The organism is Streptomyces sp. VRA16 Mangrove soil (genome assembly GCF_017377775.1).
Lineage (GTDB): Bacteria > Actinomycetota > Actinomycetes > Streptomycetales > Streptomycetaceae > Streptomyces.
Window position 1 is genome coordinate 126,547 of record NZ_JAFVLN010000001.1, and the last position, 21,524, is coordinate 148,070.

Annotated in this window: 18 protein-coding genes, 1 tRNA gene and 2 pseudogenes; 14 read left to right on the forward strand and 7 right to left on the reverse strand. The window is 69.4% G+C overall.

Features of this window, described 5'->3' with window-relative positions; genetic code table 11:
* Nucleotides 1-13 precede the first annotated feature (13 nt).
* Nucleotides 14-90, forward strand: a tRNA-Pro gene (locus tag J3486_RS00570).
* A gap of 217 nt (nt 91-307) precedes the next feature.
* On the opposite strand, the gene J3486_RS00575 is transcribed toward J3486_RS00570, so the two are convergent.
* Together J3486_RS00575 and J3486_RS00580 are read right to left on the reverse strand one after the other, a co-directional pair.
* Nucleotides 308-1,594, reverse strand: a complete 1,287-nt coding sequence (locus J3486_RS00575) for an IS256 family transposase (RefSeq protein WP_207817909.1) — start codon at nt 1,592-1,594, stop codon at nt 308-310.
* Entirely contained in the window at nt 1,594-2,109 is a 516-nt protein-coding gene (locus J3486_RS00580) for an amidohydrolase family protein (protein ID WP_207817910.1), read from the reverse strand. The genes J3486_RS00575 and J3486_RS00580 overlap by 1 nt, the downstream gene beginning before the upstream one ends.
* Before the next feature lie 178 nt (nt 2,110-2,287).
* Here J3486_RS00580 and J3486_RS00585 point away from each other — a divergent pair, with 178 nt between their 5' ends.
* Complete coding sequence (locus tag J3486_RS00585; protein WP_207817911.1) at nt 2,288-2,578, forward strand: hypothetical protein; 291 nt, start codon at nt 2,288-2,290, stop codon at nt 2,576-2,578.
* 136 nt (nt 2,579-2,714) lie between these two features.
* On the opposite strand, the pseudogene J3486_RS00590 reads toward J3486_RS00585, so the two are convergent.
* A pseudogene (locus J3486_RS00590) lies at nt 2,715-3,242 on the reverse strand (transposase family protein).
* A gap of 44 nt (nt 3,243-3,286) precedes the next feature.
* On the opposite strand from J3486_RS00590, the gene J3486_RS00595 reads away from it, so the two are divergent.
* On the forward strand, nt 3,287-3,763 hold the full coding sequence (locus J3486_RS00595) for a hypothetical protein (protein WP_207817912.1): 477 nt from the start codon (nt 3,287-3,289) through the stop codon (nt 3,761-3,763).
* Between the two features lie 109 nt (nt 3,764-3,872).
* On the opposite strand, the gene J3486_RS00600 is transcribed toward J3486_RS00595, so the two are convergent.
* A complete protein-coding gene (locus tag J3486_RS00600) occupies nt 3,873-4,805 on the reverse strand; it encodes an alpha/beta hydrolase (protein ID WP_207817913.1) in 933 nt (310 codons plus the stop codon).
* 109 nt (nt 4,806-4,914) lie between these two features.
* Between J3486_RS00600 and J3486_RS00605 the strand changes: the two genes are divergently transcribed.
* Nucleotides 4,915-5,361 (forward strand): MarR family winged helix-turn-helix transcriptional regulator, encoded by a 447-nt coding sequence (locus J3486_RS00605; RefSeq protein ID WP_207817914.1) that lies wholly within the window; start codon nt 4,915-4,917, stop codon nt 5,359-5,361.
* A 255-nt stretch (nt 5,362-5,616) separates the two neighbouring features.
* On the opposite strand, the pseudogene J3486_RS43745 reads toward J3486_RS00605, so the two are convergent.
* Nucleotides 5,617-5,898 (reverse strand): annotated as a pseudogene (locus tag J3486_RS43745) (glycoside hydrolase family 3 C-terminal domain-containing protein); the annotation flags it as partial.
* Nucleotides 5,899-6,222: 324 nt separating this feature from the next.
* Here J3486_RS43745 and J3486_RS00615 point away from each other — a divergent pair.
* Nucleotides 6,223-7,047 carry an aldo/keto reductase gene (locus J3486_RS00615; protein ID WP_207817915.1) on the forward strand — a complete coding sequence of 275 codons (825 nt, stop codon included), beginning with the start codon at nt 6,223-6,225 and terminating at the stop codon, nt 7,045-7,047.
* A gap of 52 nt (nt 7,048-7,099) precedes the next feature.
* Entirely contained in the window at nt 7,100-8,119 is a 1,020-nt protein-coding gene (locus J3486_RS00620) for an aldo/keto reductase (protein WP_207817916.1), read from the forward strand.
* Between the two features lie 367 nt (nt 8,120-8,486).
* On the opposite strand, the gene J3486_RS00625 is transcribed toward J3486_RS00620, so the two are convergent.
* Nucleotides 8,487-10,541, reverse strand: a complete 2,055-nt coding sequence (locus tag J3486_RS00625) for an alpha-galactosidase (protein ID WP_207817917.1) — start codon at nt 10,539-10,541, stop codon at nt 8,487-8,489.
* Between the two features lie 73 nt (nt 10,542-10,614).
* On the opposite strand from J3486_RS00625, the gene J3486_RS00630 reads away from it, so the two are divergent.
* The 7 genes from J3486_RS00630 (at nt 10,615) to J3486_RS00660 (ending at nt 20,035) form a co-directional block, all read left to right on the forward strand.
* Nucleotides 10,615-11,769 carry an ROK family transcriptional regulator gene (locus tag J3486_RS00630; RefSeq protein ID WP_207817918.1) on the forward strand — a complete coding sequence of 385 codons (1,155 nt, stop codon included), beginning with the start codon at nt 10,615-10,617 and terminating at the stop codon, nt 11,767-11,769.
* 44 nt (nt 11,770-11,813) lie between these two features.
* The gene (locus tag J3486_RS00635; RefSeq protein WP_207817919.1) at nt 11,814-13,073 is read left to right on the forward strand and encodes an ABC transporter substrate-binding protein; all 1,260 of its coding nucleotides are present in this window, start codon (nt 11,814-11,816) and stop codon (nt 13,071-13,073) included.
* 5 nt (nt 13,074-13,078) lie between these two features.
* On the forward strand, nt 13,079-14,062 hold the full coding sequence (locus tag J3486_RS00640) for a carbohydrate ABC transporter permease (RefSeq protein ID WP_207817920.1): 984 nt from the start codon (nt 13,079-13,081) through the stop codon (nt 14,060-14,062).
* Nucleotides 14,063-14,070: 8 nt separating this feature from the next.
* Complete coding sequence (locus J3486_RS00645) at nt 14,071-14,910, forward strand: carbohydrate ABC transporter permease (protein WP_207817921.1); 840 nt, start codon at nt 14,071-14,073, stop codon at nt 14,908-14,910.
* A gap of 25 nt (nt 14,911-14,935) precedes the next feature.
* The gene (locus J3486_RS00650) at nt 14,936-16,267 is read left to right on the forward strand and encodes a glycoside hydrolase family 27 protein (protein ID WP_207817922.1); all 1,332 of its coding nucleotides are present in this window, start codon (nt 14,936-14,938) and stop codon (nt 16,265-16,267) included.
* Nucleotides 16,268-16,388: 121 nt separating this feature from the next.
* Entirely contained in the window at nt 16,389-18,758 is a 2,370-nt protein-coding gene (locus J3486_RS00655) for a glycoside hydrolase N-terminal domain-containing protein (protein WP_207817923.1), read from the forward strand.
* Nucleotides 18,759-18,811: 53 nt separating this feature from the next.
* Nucleotides 18,812-20,035: an SGNH/GDSL hydrolase family protein gene (locus J3486_RS00660; RefSeq protein WP_229377298.1), complete on the forward strand. Its 1,224-nt coding sequence runs from the start codon at nt 18,812-18,814 to the stop codon at nt 20,033-20,035.
* 134 nt (nt 20,036-20,169) lie between these two features.
* Here the strand turns inward: J3486_RS00660 and J3486_RS45090 are convergent, their stop codons facing one another.
* On the reverse strand, nt 20,170-20,436 hold the full coding sequence (locus J3486_RS45090; RefSeq protein WP_374194670.1) for a hypothetical protein: 267 nt from the start codon (nt 20,434-20,436) through the stop codon (nt 20,170-20,172).
* Between the two features lie 472 nt (nt 20,437-20,908).
* Between J3486_RS45090 and J3486_RS43755 the strand changes: the two genes are divergently transcribed.
* Entirely contained in the window at nt 20,909-21,091 is a 183-nt protein-coding gene (locus J3486_RS43755; RefSeq protein ID WP_229377660.1) for a hypothetical protein, read from the forward strand.
* The last annotated feature ends 433 nt before the right edge of the window (nt 21,092-21,524 follow it).

Consider the following 21,524-nt stretch of genomic DNA (forward strand, 5'->3'; position numbering starts at 1 on the left):
GGTCAGCGAGCATCGGGACGTGGCGCAGCTTGGTAGCGCACTTGACTGGGGGTCAAGGGGTCGCAGGTTCAAATCCTGTCGTCCCGACCAGCGTTTACGCAGGTCGCAGGCCGTCTCCGCAGAATCGCGGAGGCGGCCTTTTCGTTGTCCGCGGCGGGTGTTGTCGCACGGTTGTCGCGCCGCGCTGTTCCTGACGTCCGTCGGTAGCGCTCTGGGACGCCGTGCGTAGGGGCAGCCAGATCGGCTGGTGGGACGTGTGCCCGGATCCGGGTCTGTGTAGCGAACGGTGGAACTCGGTCGGTATTGTTCAGCGGCGTCCGGCGGTGAGCCGGCCGTCGAAGGTGATGTCGAAGGCTTGGAGTGCGGCCTTCCAGCGCATGGTCCAGCGTTTGCGTCCGGTGCCGGTCGGGTCCAGGCTCATGACGGCCAGGTAGACGCACTTGAGGGCGGCCTGGTCGGTGGGGAAATGCCCACGGGCCCGGACGGCCTTGCGGATCCGCGCGTTGATGCTCTCGATCGCGTTCGTAGTGCAGACGATCTTGCGGATCTCCACGTCGAACCGGAGGAAGGGCACGAACTCCGCCCAGGCTGCCTCCCAGAGGCGGACGATCGCCGGATACTTCCCGCCCCAGGCGTCGGTGAACTCCACGAACCGCTCCAGGGCGGCCTCCTCGGTCGGCGCGGTGTAGACGGGCCTGAGCGCCTTCGCGATCTTCTCCCAGTCCTGCCGGGCCGCGTAACGGAAGCTGTTCCTCAGCAGGTGAACGACGCAGGTCTGGACGATCGTCGCAGGCCAGACGGTGTTCACGGCGTCCGGGAGACCGGTCAGGCCGTCGCAGACCAGCATCAGGACGTCGGCCGCGCCGCGGTTCTTGATCTCGGTCAGGACCTGGAGCCAGTACTTGGCGCCCTCCCCGCCGTCGCCGATCCACAGGCCCAGGATGTCCCGGTGTCCCTCGCCAGTGACCGCGACCGCCATGTAGACAGGCCGGTTGGCGACCTGCCCGTCCCTGACCTTCACGTTCACGCAGTCGATGAAGACGACCGGGTAGACGCTGTCCAGCGGACGGTTCTGCCATTCCGTCATGCCGGCCATCACGCTGTCGGTGATCGTGGAGATCGTGGACTTGGAGATTTCCGCGCCGTACACCTCGGCGAGATGCGCGGAGATCTCCCCGTGCGTCAGCCCTTTCGCCGACAGCGACAGGACCATCTCGTCCACGCCGCCCAGACGCCGCTGACGCTTCTTGACCAGTTGCGGTTCGAACGATCCGGCCCGATCCCGTGGCACCGCGATCTCGACCGGTCCCGACTCGGTGATCACCGTGTTGGACCGGTGCCCGTTGCGGTAGTTGTCCCGGCCACCCTCGGCCCGCTCACCGGGCTCGTGCCCCAGGTGATCGGTGAGTTCGCCCTCCAGGGCGGACTCCAGCACCCGCTTGGTCAGCTGCTGCAGCAGGCCGCCCTCCCCGGTGAGCTTCACCCCACCGGCCTGTGCCCGGGCCACCAGCTCGGCGACCAGCCCGTCGTCCACGGCGCCCGTCCCACTCACAGTGGCCTCCCCGGCCTCGATCTCAGTCGTCACGTCAGTCATCAACTGTCGCTTCCAGCTCGGGAGTTACACCGCTCACCGTACAGACCCTGTCGTAGAAGAGGCTGCGGAAGTGCGGGCTGCTGTCGGCGAGACGGGATCGCCCAGATGGTTCCGCCATAGCTGCTGAACAGGCCCACACCGTCGAGGCGCAGTTCGCGCACCGACCGCTTCGCCTCCGCCGCCGCGGCACTCACGTCCTTGGCGGTCACCGTGCGGCCCAGCGGCAGGACGGCGAATCCGCCGAAGCGCCCCTTGCGCTGGGCGGACCCGTCTACGAGGTCGCGGCTCATGTAGGTGTTCAGGCGCCGGGCCATGTCCAGCCGGTCCGCAGGGGAGCCCAGGTAGGTGACACCGGGCTCGGAGACGGACACCACCAGCGTCTCGATGCTGTAGCGGTTCATGAAGTCGACCGCGAGGGCCGGGCTCCAGGCCGGCACCGGCACCCCGGCGATCTCGGTGATGCCGTGCGCGGCGAGCGATGTCCGGTAGAAGTCCGGGATCAGGTGACAGTGCACATCGATACGGCCCCGACCTCGCGCCGCGCCCGTCTTCGCCGGGCCGGGGCCCGGCGTGGCCGCGCCTGCCGGCGCCGTATCGTTCGCGGCGGGCCTCTTCCTTCCCTCTACGTATCGAGGTGGTTACTGCGAGTGAGATAGTGGTGGCCGCAGACAAGCAGGGTGACGGGAGACGAGAATGAGCGACGTGTCGCTGTGGTGCGGAGTGGCCGCCTTCTGCGCGGCCGCCGTCGCCTTGGAGGTGCATGCGGTGCGCCACAGCGCACAAGGCCCCCGCCACCCACGTTTCGCATTCCTCGCCGATCGGATTGCCCTGCTCTGCGGCATCTTCACTTTTGTCCTGTGGCTCCTGTTGTTGCCTGCCGACATGATCACCGCGTGGGCCACGGGAATCTTCTGGGGCCTCGCCGTCTGCTCCTTCACGTACCTCGCCAGGAGTAGACAGCGCACCCGTGCGGTTCACCGCTGACGTCAGGGCGAAACCTCTACGGGCACGGTCCAGACCGCCCATCCGGCCCCCGCGTCCAGGCTCTGCGCCGGATCATGGTCCACAACTACCACCGTGATGCCTCGCAGCAAGTCCGATGGCGGTGCTACCGCTGCGCCTATCCGGCGCGGGCGAGGTTGTGCTGGGGTGCGATGCCGAGCATTGCGTGATGGACACTGGCGCCTATGAGTCGGCAGTCGCGCAGGATCTTCCAGGTCTTCATGCGGGCGAAGACATGCTCGACGCGGGCCCGAACCTGCTTGTGCCAGCGGTTGTGTTGCCGTTTCCAGTCGGGCAGCTCCTCGCCGGCCCGGCGGGGGTGCGGCATCACGAATCCGGTGCCGGGATAGCCGCCGTCGGCGATCGTCATGGTCTTGCCGACAGCGGCCTTGTCTGGGTTGAAGCGCGAGCAGCGGGCCGAGATGACCGGCAATCCGGTCGGCTGCGGACTTCGAGACGCCGAACAGCGGGGCGAGTTGGCGCATCGTCAAGTTCGTGCGCCAGTACGTCGCTACGAGCAGCACCCGATTCTCCAGCGTCAGGCCCCACGGCCGTCCCCGTCGCACCGCTTCCGCACCTTCGCGCCGCAGCGCGGGCTCAGCCCGGTGAAGGGGGATATCCAGGACGGCTCGGACGCCGTGATCACACCAGCCCCAGCGAGATCGTCTCAAAGATCGACGGCATGGCACGATGACGGCCATGTCAGGTCAGGTCTGGGTGTCCCTCATATCGCTCGGCGGCGTCGTCCTCGGCGGCTCGCTGTCCTACCTCGTCCAGCACAGAACGCAACTCTCGGCGGAACGCGCTGAACAACAACGGCAGCGGCTCGCCTTGTCGGAGGCCAGGCGCGGGGAACGGCTGGCGCTGCTGGAGCGGTTCATCGAGGTATCGGCAGAGGCGGAACGCTGCGCCTACGCCCGACCGTCCGAATGGGATGACACCCACGCTTGGTTCCTCACGACCCGGGAAGTCATGGCCAGGTGCTGGGTCGCGGATCGACTCATCCGCATCCAGTTCCCCTTGCCGGTGCATGACGCCGCGCACGCGCATTTCCTCGACCTCAACCACACGGTGTGGGAAGGCTTGCCCGACGGCGAGAGCGTGCGGGACTACTTGGAGGTCAACCGGCTGGCGTTCCTGGACGTGGCCCGCGGGGTCATGGGGTAGCAGACTGCCGACCTCGAAGATCGTTTACGGGGCAGCCCTTAGCCAGCGAAGTACAGCGAAATACTCGGCCGCCTTGCGCAAGATGTCCCCCTCCGTGGCCGGCTTTCGTTCACTCGCTTCCAGCTCGGCCACCCCACGGCGTCACCGGGGCGGTGTCGAGGTGGACGGTGAGGAAGCGCGCGGCCCGGTCCAGTGCGGCGTCCGCCTCGTCGAGTCGCCCGTACTGCAACTGGTACACGTGGGGGAGGTCGGGGCCGATCTCCAGCGTGGTCTCGACGCCGTCGGCGCCGGCACGAGCGGCCAGGCGGACCGCGTCGTCGAGCAGCACTTCGTTCGCCCCGACCTGCACGAGCAGGGGCGGCAGTCCCGTGAGGTCGGCGAAGACCGGGCTGGCCAGTGGATGGCTCCGCTCACCCGTGCCGACGTAGAGATCGGCGTAGGCACGTACATCGGCCTCGTCGAAGATCGGGTCGGCCGCTCCCTTGGTACGCATGCTGGCTCCGGACAGGGTCAGGTCGACCCAGGGGGAGAAGACCACCACGGCGGCCGGCTGCGGCAGCCCGGACGCCCGGGCGGCCAGCAGAGTGGCGATGCTGAGACCGCCGCCCGCCGAGTCACCGGCCACGACGAGGTTCCGCGGGTCGGTGCCGGTCGTGAGCAGTTCGCGGTAGGCGGCGAGTCCGTCGTCGACGGCTGCGGGGAAGGGGTGCTCGGGCGCCAGCCGATAGTCGACGGACGTGGCCCGCAGCCCGGCGCGGGCGGCGAGTTCACCGGCGATCCCCGCGTGGGTGTCGGGCGACCCGACGACGTAGCCGCCTCCGTGGAGGTAAAGCAGCCGCCCGCGCCCGGCCGCCCCGGCCGGCTCGAGTTCCAGGGCGGGGCGGCCGCCCAGGACGGTGCCGCGGGTGGTGACGCCTGTCGGAGCCGGGCGGGTCAACGCCGCGGCGAAGGAACTGCGCTGCTCGGCGGGGGTGGGCCGGGTTTCGCTGCGCGGGGCCGAGCGGAGCAGGGCGTCCAGGGCTTGGCGCTGCTGTCGGGACATGACGTTCCTCCATCGGTACGGGATGAGAAGATGGATTCCGAGGAATCCATCTGCCCGCATTCAATCACCTTCCCGGGAATATGATTCCTGGGAATCTATTGGAGGTGTCGTGATCCACGTCACACCACTCTTCACGGATCTGGTCCGTGTGGAGACCCGGCTCTACAACGCGGTCGGTGCCCGGCTGCGCGCCGAATGTGGCCTGGGGCTGGGGGAGTTCGAGTTCCTGCAGATCATCGACCGGGTGGCGGGGTGTCGCGTCCTCGACATCGTGGGCGAGCTGGCGATCACCGTGGGAGCCGTCAGCAAGGCGGTCGACCGGCTGGTGGCCGCGGGCTGGTGCGTGCGCACCGCGCACCCGCAGGATCGCCGCTCGTCCGTGCTGAGTCTGACGCTCGAGGGGGAGAAGGCGTTGGCGGCTGCCGCGCCCGTGGTGGAGGACGTGCTCGCCTCGCTGACCGGGACGGTCACCGCTGCTGATCTGAAGCACCTCTCCGTCACCCTGGCCGCCCTCCGTGCCGAACTGGAGGCGAACGCCGAGGGGCAGCCGGGCTGAGGCGTCGCGGCCGGGGGCGAAAGTGGTCGGGCTCCGGCCGGCCTCCGAGGGCTGCGTCGACGCCGTCAGAACTGGCCGATGATGCGCCGGGCGCGCCCGGCGAGGTCGGCCACGGCCCGGGCTTCGTCGAAAGGTGACCGGCCCGTGTCCTGCGACACGAAGCGCAGTCGGGAGGCGGGTGTGAGATCGATGAGGGCATCGCGCGATCAACTCCTCCTGGCCCGCGGGAAGTTCGATGTCGCTGCGCACGGCCGCCTCGCCGCTGAGGGCGGGCGGCTCACCGGCCACGACGACGGTGACCTCGGCCTGCCGCGCTGCGGCGGCCGCGGACTCGATGTCGTCACCGGCGTGGGTGACGCGGGCGTCGGGCGCCGCTGTGCGCACCGCGTCCACGACACTCACCGACGGCGGCCGGGAGATGCCGGGGCCCGCCCGCGTCCCGTACAGGTCCGTGGAGTCGGCGAGCGGGCCGGCCGTCGCGATCGAGGCGGCGGTGGGCCGGAGGGGGGTGCCGTCGTCGTTCTTGAGCAGCACCATGGACCGGGCGCCCGCGGCTCGTGCCGCCTCGCGTGCGACCGGGGTGGGCCGGTGATCTCGGCGGTCTCGTCGGTCTCGGCGGTCTCGTCGGTGTACGGCTTCTCGAAGAGGTCGAGGGTGATCGTGAGACGCAGGATGCGCGTGACCGAGATGTGGGCCGGTGAAGCGCGCGCTGCTATGCCGCGTTTGCAGATAGCCCGCGCATGCAATTAACGTGGAGTCTCGGTGGCGCGCCGTGTGCCGCCGTCCCGGGAGGCTCGCGCCCGGTCCCAGGTGTCCCGTGAGCCACGCCACAACGGCGTTGTCGTGCAAGGAAGACCCATCATGTACTCGATCCCGACCGTCACCCTCAACAACGGCGTGACCATGCCGCAGCTCGGCTTCGGTGTCTTCCAGGTCCCGGACGAGGAGACCAGCGCCGCCGTCGCCAGCGCCCTGCGGGCCGGATACCGCAGCATCGACACCGCCGCGATCTACGGCAACGAGCGTGGCGTCGGCCAGGCCCTTGCCGACTCCGGCATCGCCCGCGACGAGCTGTTCGTCACCACCAAGCTGTGGAACGCGGACCAGGGGTACGACGCCGCGCTCGCCGCCTTCGACGCCTCCCTGGGCAAGCTGGGCCTCGACCACGTCGACCTGTACCTCATCCACTGGCCGACCCCCGAGCGCGACCTCTACCCGGACACCTGGCGCGCCCTGGAGAAGCTGTACGCCGACGGACGCGCTCGTGCCATCGGCGTCTCCAACTTCCAGCCCGCGCACCTCGAGCGCCTCCTCGGCACCGCCACCGTCGTCCCCGCCGTGAACCAGATCGAGCTGCACCCGGGCCTCCAGCAGACCGAGCTGCGCGCGTTCCACGCCGAGCACGGCATCGCCACCGAGGCATGGAGCCCGCTCGCCCAGGGGGCCGTGCTCAAGGACGACGCGATCACCGCGATCGCCGCATCGCACGGCAAGAGCCCGGCCCAGGTCGTCCTGCGCTGGCACCTGCAGACCGGCAACGTCGTCATCCCCAAGTCGGTCACCGAGGCCCGCATTCGCGAGAACCTCGACGTCTTCGGCTTCGAGCTCAGCGCGCAGGAGCTCGAAGCGCTCACCGCCCTCGACCGCGACCTGCGCACCGGCCCGCACCCCGACACCCTCAACTGACCTACGAATCAGCCTGGTTACTCTCAGGCAGTACACGGATCGAGACACCACCATGAGCATCCGCTCGCTCCTGCCGGGCCGCATCGGCTTCGGCACCGCCCCCCTCGGCAACATGTTCCGCGCCATCCCCGACGACGAGGCCGCCGCCACGGTGCAGGCCGCCTGGGACCAGGGCATCCGCTACTTCGACACCGCGCCCCTCTACGGCGCGGGCCTCGCGGAGATCCGCCTCGGTGACGTCCTCGCCGACAAGCCCCGAGACGAGTACGTCCTGTCCACCAAGGTCGGCCGGGTCATCCTGGACGAGGTCGAGGACCCCGCGAGCCGTCAACTCGGCGAGAAGGGCGCCCTGTTCGAGTACGGCCGCCCCAACAAAATCGTCCACGAATACACCGCGGACGCGACGCTGCGCTCCGTCGAGGACAGCCTGAAGCGCCTCAGGACCGACCGTCTCGACATCGTCTACGTCCACGACATCGCCCAGGACTTCTACGGCGACGAGTGGGTGGCCAAGTACGAGGAAGCCCGCACCGGCGCCTTCCGCGCCCTGACCCGGCTGCGCGAGGAAGGCGTCATCAAGGCCTGGGGCCTCGGCGTCAACAAGGTCGAGCCGCTGGAGATGACCCTCGACCTGGACGAGCCGCGCCCCGACGCGTTCCTGCTCGCCGGCCGCTACACCCTGCTCGACCACTCCCGTGCCCTGCAGCGCCTGCTGCCCGCCGCGGCTGAGCGAGGCGTCGACATCGTCGTCGGCGGCCCCTACAGCTCCGGCATCCTCGCCGGCGGCAACCACTTCGAGTACGCCGAGGCGCCCGCGCACATCGTCGACAAGGTCGGCCGCATCAAGGCGCTCGCCCGGGAGCACGGCATCGGCATCAAGTCCGCCGCCCTCCAGTTCGTCCTCGCCCACCCGGCCGTCGCCGCGGTCATCCCCGGCGCGACCCGGCCCAGCCGCATCGCCGAGGACCTCGCCGCACTCACCCAGGACGTGCCCTTTGCCTTCTGGGAGTCCCTGCGCGAGCAGCAGATCATCGCCGACGACGCGCCCCTGCCGGTTCGCGACGCGTCGTGACCGCGGCCGTCTCCCGGGGGTGCGGTCGCTGACACGGGCAGTGGGCCCGTCCGGCCGGACTGGACGGACTGGCCGGACTGGCCGGACTGGACGGACTGGACGGACTGGACGGACCCATGAGAACGGTCACGTTCCCCGACGTCGAAGTGCCGTCCTCCAACGTCGTCCTGGGCGTCGGGCCCGGTGCGCCTTCACTCCGTCGGCAACCGCCACGCGTGGCGCACCGGTCCGATGCCCGAGCCGAGACCGGCCCGCAGCCGCCCATGGGTGACGACGGCGTCGGCCCCCGGCCCTCTCGCAGCGACGGTTGATCCGCCGGGCTCGCTCACCGACGGTCGCGGTCGGTGCAGGCCGGCCTTGCCGGGAGTCACAGTCGCGTGAGCCGCACCACCGTGCTCGGCTTGTCGCCCTTCGGCAGGTGCAGCGGCAGCCCGTGGGTCAGCAAGGTCGCCGCGGCGTACTCCGTGCCGGTCGCGTCATCGGCGTAGACGGCGGTCGCGTCCAGGCCGGACAGGCGCAGGCTGCGGTCCGCGCCCCAGGCGACGACCACGACCCGGTCGCCCGACATGTACTGGACCGCGTCCGGAAGGCGGTACTGCTCGCCCTGCTGGACCACCGGGCGGATGTCCTTGTACAGCGTCAACAGCGCGCGAGCTTCGGCGAGTTCGGGCCCTGTCCAGCGGGAGAGATCACCACCGATGCCGAGGGCGCCCGTCATCGCGACGTGGAAGCGGTAGGAGAGCGGGGTGGTGCGCCGGGTGAAGGGGTTCGGACTGTCGGTCACCCAGGCGTCCATCGTGCGCGCCGGGTAGAGCTGGCTGTAGCCGTGCTGGATGGTGATCCGGTCGTCGGCGTCCGTGTTGTCGGAGATCCACGTCTGATCGGTGTACCGCAGCATGCCGAGGTCCGCGCGGCCGCCGCCGCCGGCACATCCCTCGATCCGCAGCGAAGGGTGTGCCTGCCGCAGGCGGTCGAGGACCGTGTACACGCCGCGTACGTGGTCGCTCCACAGGCGTTCCGCGTCCGGATCTCCCGGCCAACTCGCTTCTGTGAGCGCCCTGTTCATGTCCCACTTGAGGAAGTCGATCGCGTGAGCGGACACCAGCTGGTCGAGCCACTTGTACGCCCACTCCGTGACGTCCGTGCGGGCGAAGTTGAGGACGAGCTGGTTGCGCAGCTCGGTGCGGCGGCGGTGCGGCATGTGCAGCACCCAGTCGGGGTGCGCGCGGTACAGCTCGCTGTCCGGGTTGGTCATCTCCGGCTCGACCCACAGGCCGAACTTCATGCCGTGCCCGCGCACCGCCTCGACCAGCGGGCCGAGGCCCTGGGGGAAACGCTCGGGGTTCGGGTGCCAGTCGCCGAGGCCGGCGTGGTCGCTGGTGCGGCCGCCGAACCAGCCGTCGTCCACGACGAAGAGCTCGACGCCGAGCGCCGCCGCCTTCTCGGCCAGGGCGCGCTGGCCTTCCAGGGTGACGTCCCAGCCGGTCGCCTCCCAGGAGTTGTAGAGCACTGGACGCAGCTCGTCGGGGCGGGGGAGTACGTGTCGGACGATGTACGCGTGCCAGGCGCGGCTCGTTCCGCCAAAGCCTCGGGTGCTGAACTGCCCCGCGAACACGGGAGTGTTGTGGGTCTCACCCGGTCGCAGTCGCCAGCTCAGGCCGTCGTGTCCGGCGCCGCCGGTCACCGTGAACGGGCCGCCCGTATGGTCGCGGTGCGCGGTGATCCGCCAGCTCCCCGACCAGGCGAGGGCCATGCTCCACACCGCGCCGTGCTCCTCGTCGGCGTCGCCCGCGTCGACCATGACCCAGGGGTTCGCGTAGTGTCCCGACAGGCCGCGCCGGCTGGTGAACACCGTCTCCGCGTACGGGGCTTCGGCCCGTCGCAGCTGGGTTTCGCCCGACCACTGGCCGACGGTGTGGCTGAGCCGGACACCGGACGCGGCCGGCACCGACCAGGCCGCCGCGTCGCAGCGGAGGATCTCGACGGGTTCGCCCTGACCATCCGTATGCCGCAAGGTCAGTGAGCGCTCGATGATGTCGCTGTCCGCGTGGACCGCGTACTCCAGCGTGCAGGCGAGGGGGTAGTGCCGGTCGCGCAGCCTGACGCGGAGTCGGTCGTCCCGGATCTCGTGCCCCTCGTGCACCCACTCGACGCCACGCGTCCCGTCCGCGTACCGCACCAGGAGGGAGGGAACCCCGAAACGGGCACCGCCCTCAACGGCCAGCTCCTCACCGCCTGTTGAAGCGAAGCTGCTGGTCAGTCCGTCGTACACGGGCAGTGCTGATGCCTGCGCGAGAGTGAGTGGCACACCCCAGTGCACATGCTGGGGGACGTCGTCCACACCGATGCGCAGCGCGTACGAAGTGGCGGGCGTGGAGAGCAGATACGTGCGACTGGACGCGTCGTAGGACACCTGTGACATGAGCCGGAGCCTAGATCGCAACTCCTCGAATTTAAATATTGACGAAGGAAATTATCCCCTCTACGTTTCAGCCATGTTGCTGAACCGAGCCAAGCTGCTCGCGTCTCCGGCGGCCAACACCGTGTTCACGACCGTGCTCACGCGTGGTCCGGTCGTCCGCCCGGAGATCGCCCGGATCACCGGGCTGTCCTCCGCGGCGGTCACCAAGGCGGTCAAGCCGATGATCGAGGCCGGGTATCTGGAGGAGCTGACCCAGGGGCCGCGCACCATGGAGGGCGCGGGCCGTCCCGCCCACCCGCTGGCCGTCCGCGCCGACCGGGAGTTCTTCGTCGGCGTGAAGATCACTGCCGATGAACTCATCGGTGTGGTCGCGGACTTGACCGCCCAGGTGCGCACCGCCAGGCGCCGGCCGCTGTCGGGACGCACCGTCGCCCAGGTCGTCGGCGACCTCGCGGCGCTCGTCGCCGAGCTGGCTGCCGAGTACGGGGAGCGCACCCACCATCTCGGGATCTCCGTCTCGGGTGATGTGGACCGGCCCGGTGGCGTCGTGCGGTACTCGCCCTTCCTCGGGTGGCGTGATGTGCCGTTGTCCCAACTGGTCTCCGAGGCGACCGAGTTGAGCGTCACCGTCGAGAACGACGTCAAGGCGCTGACCGTCGCCGAGCAGTGGTTCGGCGAAGGTGTCGGCACCGACTCCTTCGCCCTCGCCACCGTCGGTGTCGGCATCGGCTGCGGGCTCGTCGTGGGCGGCCGCCTCGTCGCCGGCGGGTACGGAGTCGCCGGCGAGATCGGCCACATCCCGGTGGCCGCGGGCGACGGCCCGGACTGCCACTGCGGCGGGCGCGGCTGCGTCGAGGCCATCGCCTCCGAAGAGGCCATCGTGGCCCGCGCCCGCGCCGCCACCGGCGACCCGATGCTCGACATGAGCGCTGCCATCGACCGCGCCCACGGCGGCGACGACGCCGTACGCGCCGTGTTCGCCGAAGCGGGGCGGGCCATCGGGCTCGGCCTCGGCGCGATGGTCAACCTCGTCGGGCCCGAGCGGGTCGTCGTCTCCGGCGAAGGAGTCGCCGCCTACGACCTGTTCGCGGACGACATCCGCGCCGCCTTCACCACCCAGGCCTTCGGCGCCGCCGCTCGCTGCCCCCTCGTGGTGCGCCCCCTGCCCTGGGAGGAATGGGCACGCGGCGCGGCCGCCGTCAGCATCCAGTCGTTGTTCGCTGCCTGACCCAACCCGTATCGCCTGATCAGCTCTGCTGGAAGGACTCCGTCATGTCTGCGCTCTCCCGCCGTGGCTTCCTCGGCACATCTCTGCTCTTCGTCGCCGGCGCCGCGGTCGGGTGCTCCAGCAATCCGCAGGAGACGGCGTCGGCCAAGGGAGCCAAGGTCACGCTCACGCAGTGGTATCACCAGTACGGCGAGGAGGGCACGCAGGCCGCCGTCAAGCGGTACGCCGAGCAGTACACCAAGGCCAACCCCGACGTCGCGATCAACGTCGTGTGGGGCGCCGACACCTCCCAGTACGAGACCAAGCTGAACGCCGCCCTGCTCGGTGCCGACGCCCCCGACGTCTTTGAACTCGGCGACTTCCGGGCGGAGATGGCCCGCAAGGGGCAGCTCGCACCGCTCGACGACATCTACGGCTCGGCGAAGGACGGCTTCAACCAGGCCGACCTCGACTACCTCACCGTCGACGGCAAGATCTACGGCATGAAGACCATCGACGACGTCATGGTCATGTACTACCGCACGTCGATGCTGAAGAAGGCGGGGGTCTCCGTCCCCGCCACCTTCACCGAACTCGTCGACGCGGCGAAGAAGTTGACCGACAAGGACGTCAAGGGGCTCTTCGTCGGCAACGACGGCATCGGCGACAGCCCCTACCTCCTCGCCTGGTCGCAGGGCGTCGACCTGATCAAGGACGGCAAGGTCGACTACGCGGCTGCCGCCAAGTCCATCGGCGGCCTCGCCGATCTGCACTCCGACAAGTCGCTGCTGCTCGGTTTCACCACGGACTGGTACGACCCGGGGGCCATCACCCAGGGAGCCACCGCCATGCAGTGGGGCGGCCTGTGGTCGCTGCCCACCATCGAGAAGGCGCTCGGCGACGACTTCGGGGTCGCGCCCTGGCCCGCGTACGACGCCTCCGGCAAGCCCGTCGCCCGCCTCGGCGGCTGGACGCAGGCCGTCAACGCCAAGAGCAAGCACGTAGAAGAAGCCAAGAAGTTCCTGCAGTGGCTGTGGATCAAGCAGTCCGACATCCAGATGGACTGGGCCGTCAAGTACGGCTTCCACGTGCCGCCGCAGACCGAAGTCGCCGCCAGGACACCGGAGTTGAGCAAGGGCGCCGCCAAGGACTGCGTGCAGATCGGCACCAAGTACGGCATCTCCTTCCCCGCCGAGTGGACGCAGGCCATGCAGACCGGCCTGATCGGCGCCGCCGCCGACATAGCCAAGGGCGCGGCCCCTGCGAAGACCCTGCAGAAGGCCCAGGCCAAGGCGCAGGACAACCTCGACAAGCAGATGGGCTGAGCCTGATGACCGCCACCGGCACCACGCCCCTGCAGGAGCGTGCCGCCAAGACGACGTCCGCCGCGGCGCCGCGTCGGCGGCGGCTCACCGAACGGCAGTCGAAGGCCCTCGCCTTCGTCGTGCTCGTCGCGCCGATGCTCATAGGCCTCGGCGTCTTCCGCTACATCGCGATCGGCTGGAGCTTCCTGCTCAGCTTCAGCGAGGCACGGCGCACCATCTCGCTGGGCAACTGGGTCGGCCTCGACAACTACACCGAGCTCCTCAGCGACGACCGCTTCCGCGGCTCGCTCACGATGATCGTGGTGTTCACCGCGCTCATCGTGCCGATCACCTTCGCCGCCTCGCTCGCTCTCGCCGTCCTCGTCAACCGCGTCCGGCGCGGCCGCGCCTTCTTCCGCACCGCGTTCCTGCTCCCGGCCGCCGTCAGCTACGTCGCGGCCGCGATGCTGTGGAAGATGGCCCTGTTCAGCGGCGTGCCGTCCGGACTCGCCAACACCCTCGGTGCGGTCTTCGGCATGGACGCCACCCCGTGGATCCAGACCCAGAGCCCGCCCCTGTACTGGATCGTGCTCGTCACGCTGCGGCTGTGGCTACAGGTCGGCCTGTACATGATCCTTTTCATCGCAGGACTCCAGTCCATCCCGCCGCACCTGTACGAGGCGGCCGCCCTCGACGGCGCGGGTCCCTGGCGCACGTTCCGCAGCATCACCTTCCCGATGCTGCGCAACACGTCGGTGGCGATCCTGCTGCTGATGTTCATCGCGGCGCTCCAGGCCTTCGACGAGTTCTACGCACTGTTCTCCACCGGTGCCTCGCTCGGCAGCGAGCCCGTGCGCACCCCGCTCACCTATCTGTACGGCGTCGCCCTGCAGGACCAGGACTACGGCGTCGGCTCGGCCGGGGCGTTCCTGCTCACCCTGCTGATCGTGCTGGTCACCCTGCTCCAGGGACGGATCCTCGGATTCTCCCGAGCCGGAGACAAGGACTGACTGAACCCATGAACCGATTCCGAGGCGGCGTACTCGGCTCCGCCGCCACCTACCTCGTCCTGTGCCTGCTCGCCGTGGTCTTCCTGATCCCGTTCTACGTCCTGCTGCGCAACGCCTTCATGACGACACCGGAGATCACCGCCACCGACTGGCACTGGCTGCCGTCCGCGCTGACCTGGGACAACTTCACCTCTCTGTTCGACAACCCGGAGCGGCCGTTCGGGCACTCGCTTGTCAACTCGCTGCTGATCGCCGTCATCACGGCGCCCGTCTCGACGCTGCTCGCCTCGATGGCCGGGTACGTGCTGGCCCGTATCAACGTGCCGGGCCGTGCAGTCGTCCTCGGTCTGATCGTCGGCACGCTGATGATTCCGCAAGCCGTGACCTTCCTGCCCACGTTCGTCGTCGTCGGGTCCCTGGGCGGTGTGAACACCATGTGGGGGCTGATCGCGCCGGGCCTGTTCAACGCGTTCGCCGTGATCCTGTTCCGCAGCTTCTACGTCTCCTTCCCCGCCGAGATCGAGGAGGCGGGACGGCTCGACGGCCTCAGCTACCTCGGCGTCTACCGACGGATCATCCTGCCCAACTCGGTCACGATGATCGCCTCGCTCGGCGCGCTCTCCTTCATCGACGCGTGGAACTCCTTCCTCTGGCCGCTCATGATCGGCCAGGACCCGAACAGCTGGACCGTGCAGATCGCTCTGTCCAGCTTCCTCACCTCGCAGACGGTCAACCTGCCCGAGCTGTTCGCGGGCACCGCCGTCGCGATCCTGCCCCTCGTGATCATGTTCCTGGTCGCCCAGCGCCACATCGTCCAGGGCATCGCGATGTCCGGTCTCAAGTCGTAACTCCCCATATTTCGGAGGCACTTCAGTGAGCAGAACCTCCCGTCGCACCGCACTCGCCGCCGCCTGTGCCCTGCCGCTGGCCCTCACCCTGTCCGCGGGCACGGCCCAGGCGAAGACCCCGTACGTCAAGCCGTTCATGGGCTGGAGCAGCTGGAGCGTGGAGTCGTCCTCCCGGAGCGGCTACGGCACCCACTGGCTCAACGAGGGCAACATCAAGAACGCCGCCGACTCGCTGGCCAGGAACCTCTCCCCGGCCGGCTACAAGAACCTCAACATCGACGCCGGCTGGAACTTCGACTACGACTGGAACTTCCACACCGACGCCAACGGCATCCCGAACGCCGACAAGGACCGCTTCCCCAGCGGTATCGCCTCGCTCTCCGACTACGTCCACGGCAAGGGCCTCAACCTCGGCCTGTACGGCGCCGCCGGCCTGGAGCAGGAGGTCTACAACAAGAACGCCCCCATCCTCGGCACCGACTGCCACGCCCAGGACATCGCCGCGAAGCCGCTCACCGCGACCAACAAGTGGGGCGGCAACTGGAAGATCGACTACTCCAACCCCTGCGCGCAGGAGTACATCGACTCGATCGTCGCCCGGTACGCCTCCTGGGGCGTCGACTTCATCAAGATCGACGGTGTGACGAAGGACAACGTCGAGGACATCAAGGCCTGGTCCACCGCGATCGACCACAGCGGCCGCAAGATGTGGTTGTCCGCGAGCGCCTGGCCCGTCGACCTGGAGGCCGGCGACGGGCTGCGTCCGTACGCGAACGGTGTCCGCGTCGACACCGACGTCGAGTGCTACTGCGAGACCACGAGCTCCTGGACCAGCTCGGTCGACGACCGCTGGAGCGACCTGCCGAACTGGCTGCCGAAGCTGTCCGCCCCCGGCTACCTCGCCGACCTCGACTCGATGCCGATCAACAACAACACGGGCAGCGGCCTTCAGGACGGCATCAACGACACCGAGCGGCAGACCGTCATGACCTTCTGGTCGATGGCCTCCTCCCCGCTGTACGTCGGCGGCGACATCTACTTCCTCGACGGCACGGCGAAGAAGATCCTCACCAACCCCGAGGTGATCGCGGTCGACCAGGCCGCCGTCCTGCCCAAGCAGGTCCGCGGCGGCGACACCCAGGTGTGGACGAAGCGCGTCGGCGGATCCACGTACCTCGCCGTCTACAACATGGGCGACTCGGCCACCGACATCTCCGTGGACCTCGGCGACCTGGGCCTGCACGGCAAGCAGCAGCTGCGGGATGTCGTCGCGCGCAAGGACATCGGTACGGCCAAGGGCTCGTGGACCGCGACGGACGTCCCCTCGCACGGCTCCCGCCTGATCAAGCTCTCCTGACGTTCCCGTCTCCCAGGGGGCGGTCCCGTACGGACCGGACCGCCCCCTGCCGACGCACGCCCTACGCCGCACCCAGCTCGCCGCTCGTCCCACGCCTCACATCTCACGGAAGGACCCGCACATGAGCCCCGCACTGTCCCGCCGCACGATGCTCGGACTCGGCGCCGCCCTCGCGCTGACCGCACTGCCCACCTTCTCGGCCCACGCCGCACCGCGCCGCCCCACCACCTCCCCGCTCGTCCCCGCCGACGAGGCGACCACCCTGTGGTACTCGGAGCCGGCCGATGAGGACCTGATCATCGAGCAGGGACTGCCGCTCGGCAACGGCCGCCTCGGCGCCCTCGTCGGCGGCGACCCGGCGAGCGAACTGTTCCATGTGACCGACGTGTCCCTGTGGACCGGCGGCGCCAACGACACCCTCGACTCCGACGGTCAACTCCCTTACGGCCGCGATGACTTCGGTAGCCTCACGCTTCTCGCCCGCGCCACGCTCAGAATTCCGGGCCACGACTTCTCGGCCGTCGGCGACTACCGCCGCGCCCTTGACCTGAGCAACGGCCTGGTCACCACCACGTACACCAAGGACGAGGTCACCTACGTCCGCGAGATGTTCGTCAGCGCCCCCGACGACGTCCTGATCGTCAGACTCAGCCAGAGCGGTGGCGGCACCCTCACCGGCAGCATGATCCTTTCGGGCACCCACGGCGAGACGACCACGGCGGACACCGGCCGCGGCCTTGCCTCCTTCTCCGCCTCCTTCGACAACGGCCTGCGCTACGCCGCCGCCGTCACCGCGGCACCGGGCAAGGGCGGCGGCACCGTGAAGGCCACCGGGTCCCGTGTCACGTTCGCCGACTGCGCCGAGGTCGTCATCGTGCTCGGCGGCGGCACCGACTACGCACCCGACCACGCCGCCGGTTACCGCGACCCGCACGCCGACCCCCTCGCCCTCGCCCAAGCCGCGTCCCTCGCGGCGGCGTCCGCGACGGGCACGGCGCTGCGCGACACGCACGTCGCCGACTACCGCCCCCGGTACGAGGGCCTCACCCTCGACCTCGGCTCCTCCACCGGCGCGCAGCGGAAGCTGGACACCTGGTCCCGGCTGAAGGCGCGAGCCGCCGATGGTGGCGCGCCCGACCCCGAACTGGAGGCGAGTTACGTCCAGTTCGGCCGCTACCTGACCATCTGCGGCTCGCGCGACGGGCTCCCCATGGGCCTGCAGGGGACGTGGCTGGAGGGCAACACACCGGACTGGATGGGCGACTACCACACCGACATCAACCTCCAGATGAACTACTGGCTCGCCGACCGCGCGGGCCTCGGCGAGACCTTCCCCGCCTTCGCCGACTACTGCCTGGCCCAGCTGCCCGCGTGGAACAAGATCACCCAGGAGCAGTTCCAGGACTCCCGCAACCGCTACCGCAACACCTCGGAGAAGGTCGCCGGCTGGACAGTGGCGTTCTCCACCAACCCCTACGGGGGCCTCGGTTGGTGGTGGCACCCGGCCGGAAACGCCTGGCTGTGCGCATCCCTCTACGAACATTACGAGTTCACGCAGGACACGAAGTACCTCGCACGGATCATGCCGCTGCTCAAGGGCGCCTGCGAGTTCTGGGAAGCGCGCCTGATCGCGACGACCGTCGACGGCACCGAGGTCCTCGTCGACGACCACGACTGGTCGCCCGAGCACGGCCCGCAGGACGCCCGCGGCATCACGTACACGCAGGAACTCCTGTGGACCCTCTTCGGTCACTATGAAGAGGCGTGCCGGATCCTCGGGCGCGACAGCGAACACGCCGCAGTCGTAAGGGACTTGCGTGCCCGTCTCTATCTTCCGAAGGTCAGCCCCACGTCAGGCTGGCTGGAGGAGTGGATGAGCGAGGACAACCTCGGCGAGACCACCCACCGCCACCTCTCCCCGCTCATCAACCTGTTCCCCGGCGACCGCATCCGGCCGGACGCGGGCGATCCCGAACTCCTCGCGGGCGCGACGGAGTTGCTCAAGGCGCGCGGAATGGAGAGCTATGGCTGGGCCTGCGCCTGGCGGGCCGCCTGCTGGGCACGGCTCAAGGATGCCGACAAGGCGTACCAGCTGGTGCTCACCAACCTGAAGCCGTGGGCGGGCGGCGACACCGGCACGGCGATGAACTTCTTCGACATGTACCGGGTCTCCGACACTCGGGCCATCTTCCAGATCGACGCGAACCTCGGTACGCCCGCCGCCGTCATGGAGATGCTCGTCTACTCCCGTCCCGGCCACCTGGAACTCCTCCCCGCCCTCCCGGACGCCTGGGCCGCCGCCGGGTCGGTCAAGGGCGCCGGGGTCCGCGGCGGCTTCACCCTGGACATGACCTGGCGGCGCGGCCGTGTCAGGGAGGCGACGCTGCACAGCATCGGCGGCCGCGAGACCACGGTGACCGTGGGAGGCCGCAGCGCGACCGTGAAGCTGAAGCCCGGCCAATCGGTGGCACTGACCGGGCTCACGGGCTGAGCGAGGGGCGCATCATGTCTCCCACATCGCAAAGAGGCACGTGGAGTTGGCTGATGGTAAGGGGTGTGCTGCTGGCGCTGGCCCTCACTGTCGTCCCGCTCGGCGCGGTGAGCGCCGCACCTTCCTCGCCCTCGTCCGCCTCCGCACCGGGCACTCGGGTCAGCGCCTGGTCGCCGAGCATGACGACCGGCGGCCCGGCCTTCGACCACCAGACCCTGCGCATGGTGGTGCACAGCAGCGTCGCCGGCAGCGACGCCCGCATCACCCTTTCCAACCGGTACAGCCCCGAGGCGCTCGACGTCGGTGCCGTGGATGTGGCCGTCCAAGCGAGCGGCGGCGAGGCGCAGCCCGGCACGACCCGACGCGTCACGTTCGGTGGGTCGGGGCGGGTGACGATCGCCGCCGGTCAGGAGGCGGTGAGCGACGCCGTCCCCATCCGGGTCGAGACCGGACAGAACCTGCTCGTCAGCCTCTACGTGCCCGGCGTGACCGGTACCTCGACCTGGCACTCGGACGCCTTCGACACCACGTACATCGCCGCGGGCGACCACACCGGAGACACCGGCGCCGCCGCGTTCGCGACGACCACGACCTCCTGGTACTACCTGGCAGGGCTCGATGTCGTCCCCGCGACGGCGAAGGGCACAGTGGTCGCGTTCGGAGACTCCATCACCGATGGCTACCACTCCTCGACCGGCACCTACACGCGCTGGCCCGACTTCCTCGGCCGTCGACTCGCCGACGCGCCGGGCCCGCAGAAGCTGAGCGTGGTCGACGCCGGGATCGGCGGCAACCGCGTCCTCACCGACGTACCCAACCTCTGGCAGGGTGTCAGCGCCCTGAAGCGGTTCGGCCACGATGCTCTCGCCCAACCCGGCGTGCAGGACGTCATCCTCTTCGAGGGCATCAACGACATCGGCAACAACGCCGGGCCGGACGGCGCCGCGCTCAGCGCCCAGGCCCTGATCGACGGCTACCGAACCCTCATCGACCAGGCGCACGCCGCCCACGTCCGCGTCATCGGTGCGACCTTGATGCCGGACAAGGGCAACGGCTACTACACGCCCGCCGCCGAGGAGCTCCGCCAGACGGTCAACGACTGGATTCGCTCCGGTGACGCCTTCGACGCAGTCATCGACTTCGACCAGGCGATGCGCGACCCCGCGGACCCCGCAGCCCTCAACCCCGCCTACGACGCGGGCGACCACATCCATCCCAACGACGCGGGCATGGAGGCCATGTCCGACGCCATCGACCTGCGCCTGCTGCGGCGCTGACACGGCGGAGTCCGGCGCTCGCGCCCCGGGCGCCGGGCTCTCCGTTCGTTCAATGAGAGGGGCCTGGCCTGGCCTGGACCCTCGGTGGGCGGGAGGCCGTCCCCGTCGGCTCGGCGATGACGACGAGGCTTTCGTCATCGCGAGGGCCACCACCGCCCGGCCGAACCGGGCCGGCCGTTCGCCCGCTGGTCGCCCACCTGCGAAAAGAGTGCGATCAAGGGGCGGCGGCAGTCGCGAGCGGCTCGGCGGAGGGCTGCGGCGATGTTGGCGGCACCGTCCTGGCGGTGCAGCCCGATGGCGAGGTTGCGCAGACTGGCCATGGTGCGGGGCAGGTGGTTGGTGCGGACTTTGGAGTCGTCCTCGCGGAAGGTGCGGTCGCGGACGCCATCCGAATGGCTCACACCGACGGTCATACGGCAGGCAACGCGAGTTTCCATGCGGATCGCGGCGCCCAATACACATCTCGTCAATTCCGCGAGGTCTTGGCCGAGTTGGCCATTCGCCAAAGCGTCGGCCGTACCGGTTCATGCCTCGACAATGCGGCGGCGGAGAGCTGCTTCGCCGTCCTCAAATCCGAGATCGGCACCACCGCAAGGGGTCACTTCATGCGAGCCGAAGCCCCCTACGCACAACAGCCGATGGCCTGGTGGCCGGACGCCCACCCGCCACTCGGCCCATCGCACTCCTGCGGCTGCGCCACCCGACCCGACCCGGACCGTCCCGGCACGATGGCTCCACCACTCCGAGCAGCCAAGACGGACCGCCGGGCGGCAACACGCCGCCGAAGAAGCCCGAAGCGCGGGCGCGTGAACGGGTGCACCCGGCCCACCAGGGGTAGGCGAGGCACCCCACCCGCCAGAAAGGAGCACCACCATGACAACGCCCGCCCCGGACTGTGTCGTCCTCGACATCCCACAGGGACTGCGCCTGAACCTGCTGGGCCTCGTGGTCGAAATCGGGCCGGTCCGCATCCTCGCCGACCGAGCCGGTCTGCTCGGCAACCTCGTCGCCTCCTTGACATGTGGCGGCGTCGCTGCCGCGGCGCGCGAGACATAACCGGCACCCCTCCACGCAGGGGACAGGGCTCCCCGACGGACTCCCACCCTGGCCGGCCAAGTCCACGAGTTCGCAGCGCCGACGATGCGGCAAGGACAGCACACCATCGAGTCACGATGCTGCGGGCAGGCCGAGTCCGACGCCAACACGGACGAGGACCGAACCACCGAAATCTGCCCACCCACCAATAACGCCCCACCCACCAGTAACATCCCACCCACCAATAACGCCCCACTCACCAATACCCCCCCGCCACCGAACCGCTGCGCCCCGACCCCCGAGGACGGCTACAACGCCGTCATCGCCTACACGCTGCTCCACGAGGCGGGCGACCCCGACGGCCGGTGGCTCGACCTGGCCCGCCGCGCCGCCGACTGGACCCTCACCTTCCGCTACACCTACGACGTCACCTTCGGCGAGCACACCCTGCTCG

Coding starts and splice junctions, on each gene's coding strand:
- J3486_RS00640 (WP_207817920.1), top strand. CDS start 13,079: ATGACCGCCACCGGCACCACGCCCCTGCAGGAGCGTGCCGCCAAGACG.
- J3486_RS00635 (WP_207817919.1), top strand. CDS start 11,814: ATGTCTGCGCTCTCCCGCCGTGGCTTCCTCGGCACATCTCTGCTCTTC.
- J3486_RS00645 (WP_207817921.1), top strand. CDS start 14,071: ATGAACCGATTCCGAGGCGGCGTACTCGGCTCCGCCGCCACCTACCTC.
- J3486_RS00655 (WP_207817923.1), top strand. CDS start 16,389: ATGAGCCCCGCACTGTCCCGCCGCACGATGCTCGGACTCGGCGCCGCC.
- J3486_RS00615 (WP_207817915.1), top strand. CDS start 6,223: ATGTACTCGATCCCGACCGTCACCCTCAACAACGGCGTGACCATGCCG.
- J3486_RS00600 (WP_207817913.1), bottom strand. CDS start 4,805: ATGTCCCGACAGCAGCGCCAAGCCCTGGACGCCCTGCTCCGCTCGGCC.
- J3486_RS00620 (WP_207817916.1), top strand. CDS start 7,100: ATGAGCATCCGCTCGCTCCTGCCGGGCCGCATCGGCTTCGGCACCGCC.
- J3486_RS43755 (WP_229377660.1), top strand. CDS start 20,909: ATGACAACGCCCGCCCCGGACTGTGTCGTCCTCGACATCCCACAGGGA.
- J3486_RS00575 (WP_207817909.1), bottom strand. CDS start 1,594: ATGACTGACGTGACGACTGAGATCGAGGCCGGGGAGGCCACTGTGAGT.
- J3486_RS00660 (WP_229377298.1), top strand. CDS start 18,812: ATGGTAAGGGGTGTGCTGCTGGCGCTGGCCCTCACTGTCGTCCCGCTC.
- J3486_RS00595 (WP_207817912.1), top strand. CDS start 3,287: ATGACGGCCATGTCAGGTCAGGTCTGGGTGTCCCTCATATCGCTCGGC.
- J3486_RS00585 (WP_207817911.1), top strand. CDS start 2,288: ATGAGCGACGTGTCGCTGTGGTGCGGAGTGGCCGCCTTCTGCGCGGCC.
- J3486_RS00630 (WP_207817918.1), top strand. CDS start 10,615: ATGTTGCTGAACCGAGCCAAGCTGCTCGCGTCTCCGGCGGCCAACACC.
- J3486_RS00625 (WP_207817917.1), bottom strand. CDS start 10,541: ATGTCACAGGTGTCCTACGACGCGTCCAGTCGCACGTATCTGCTCTCC.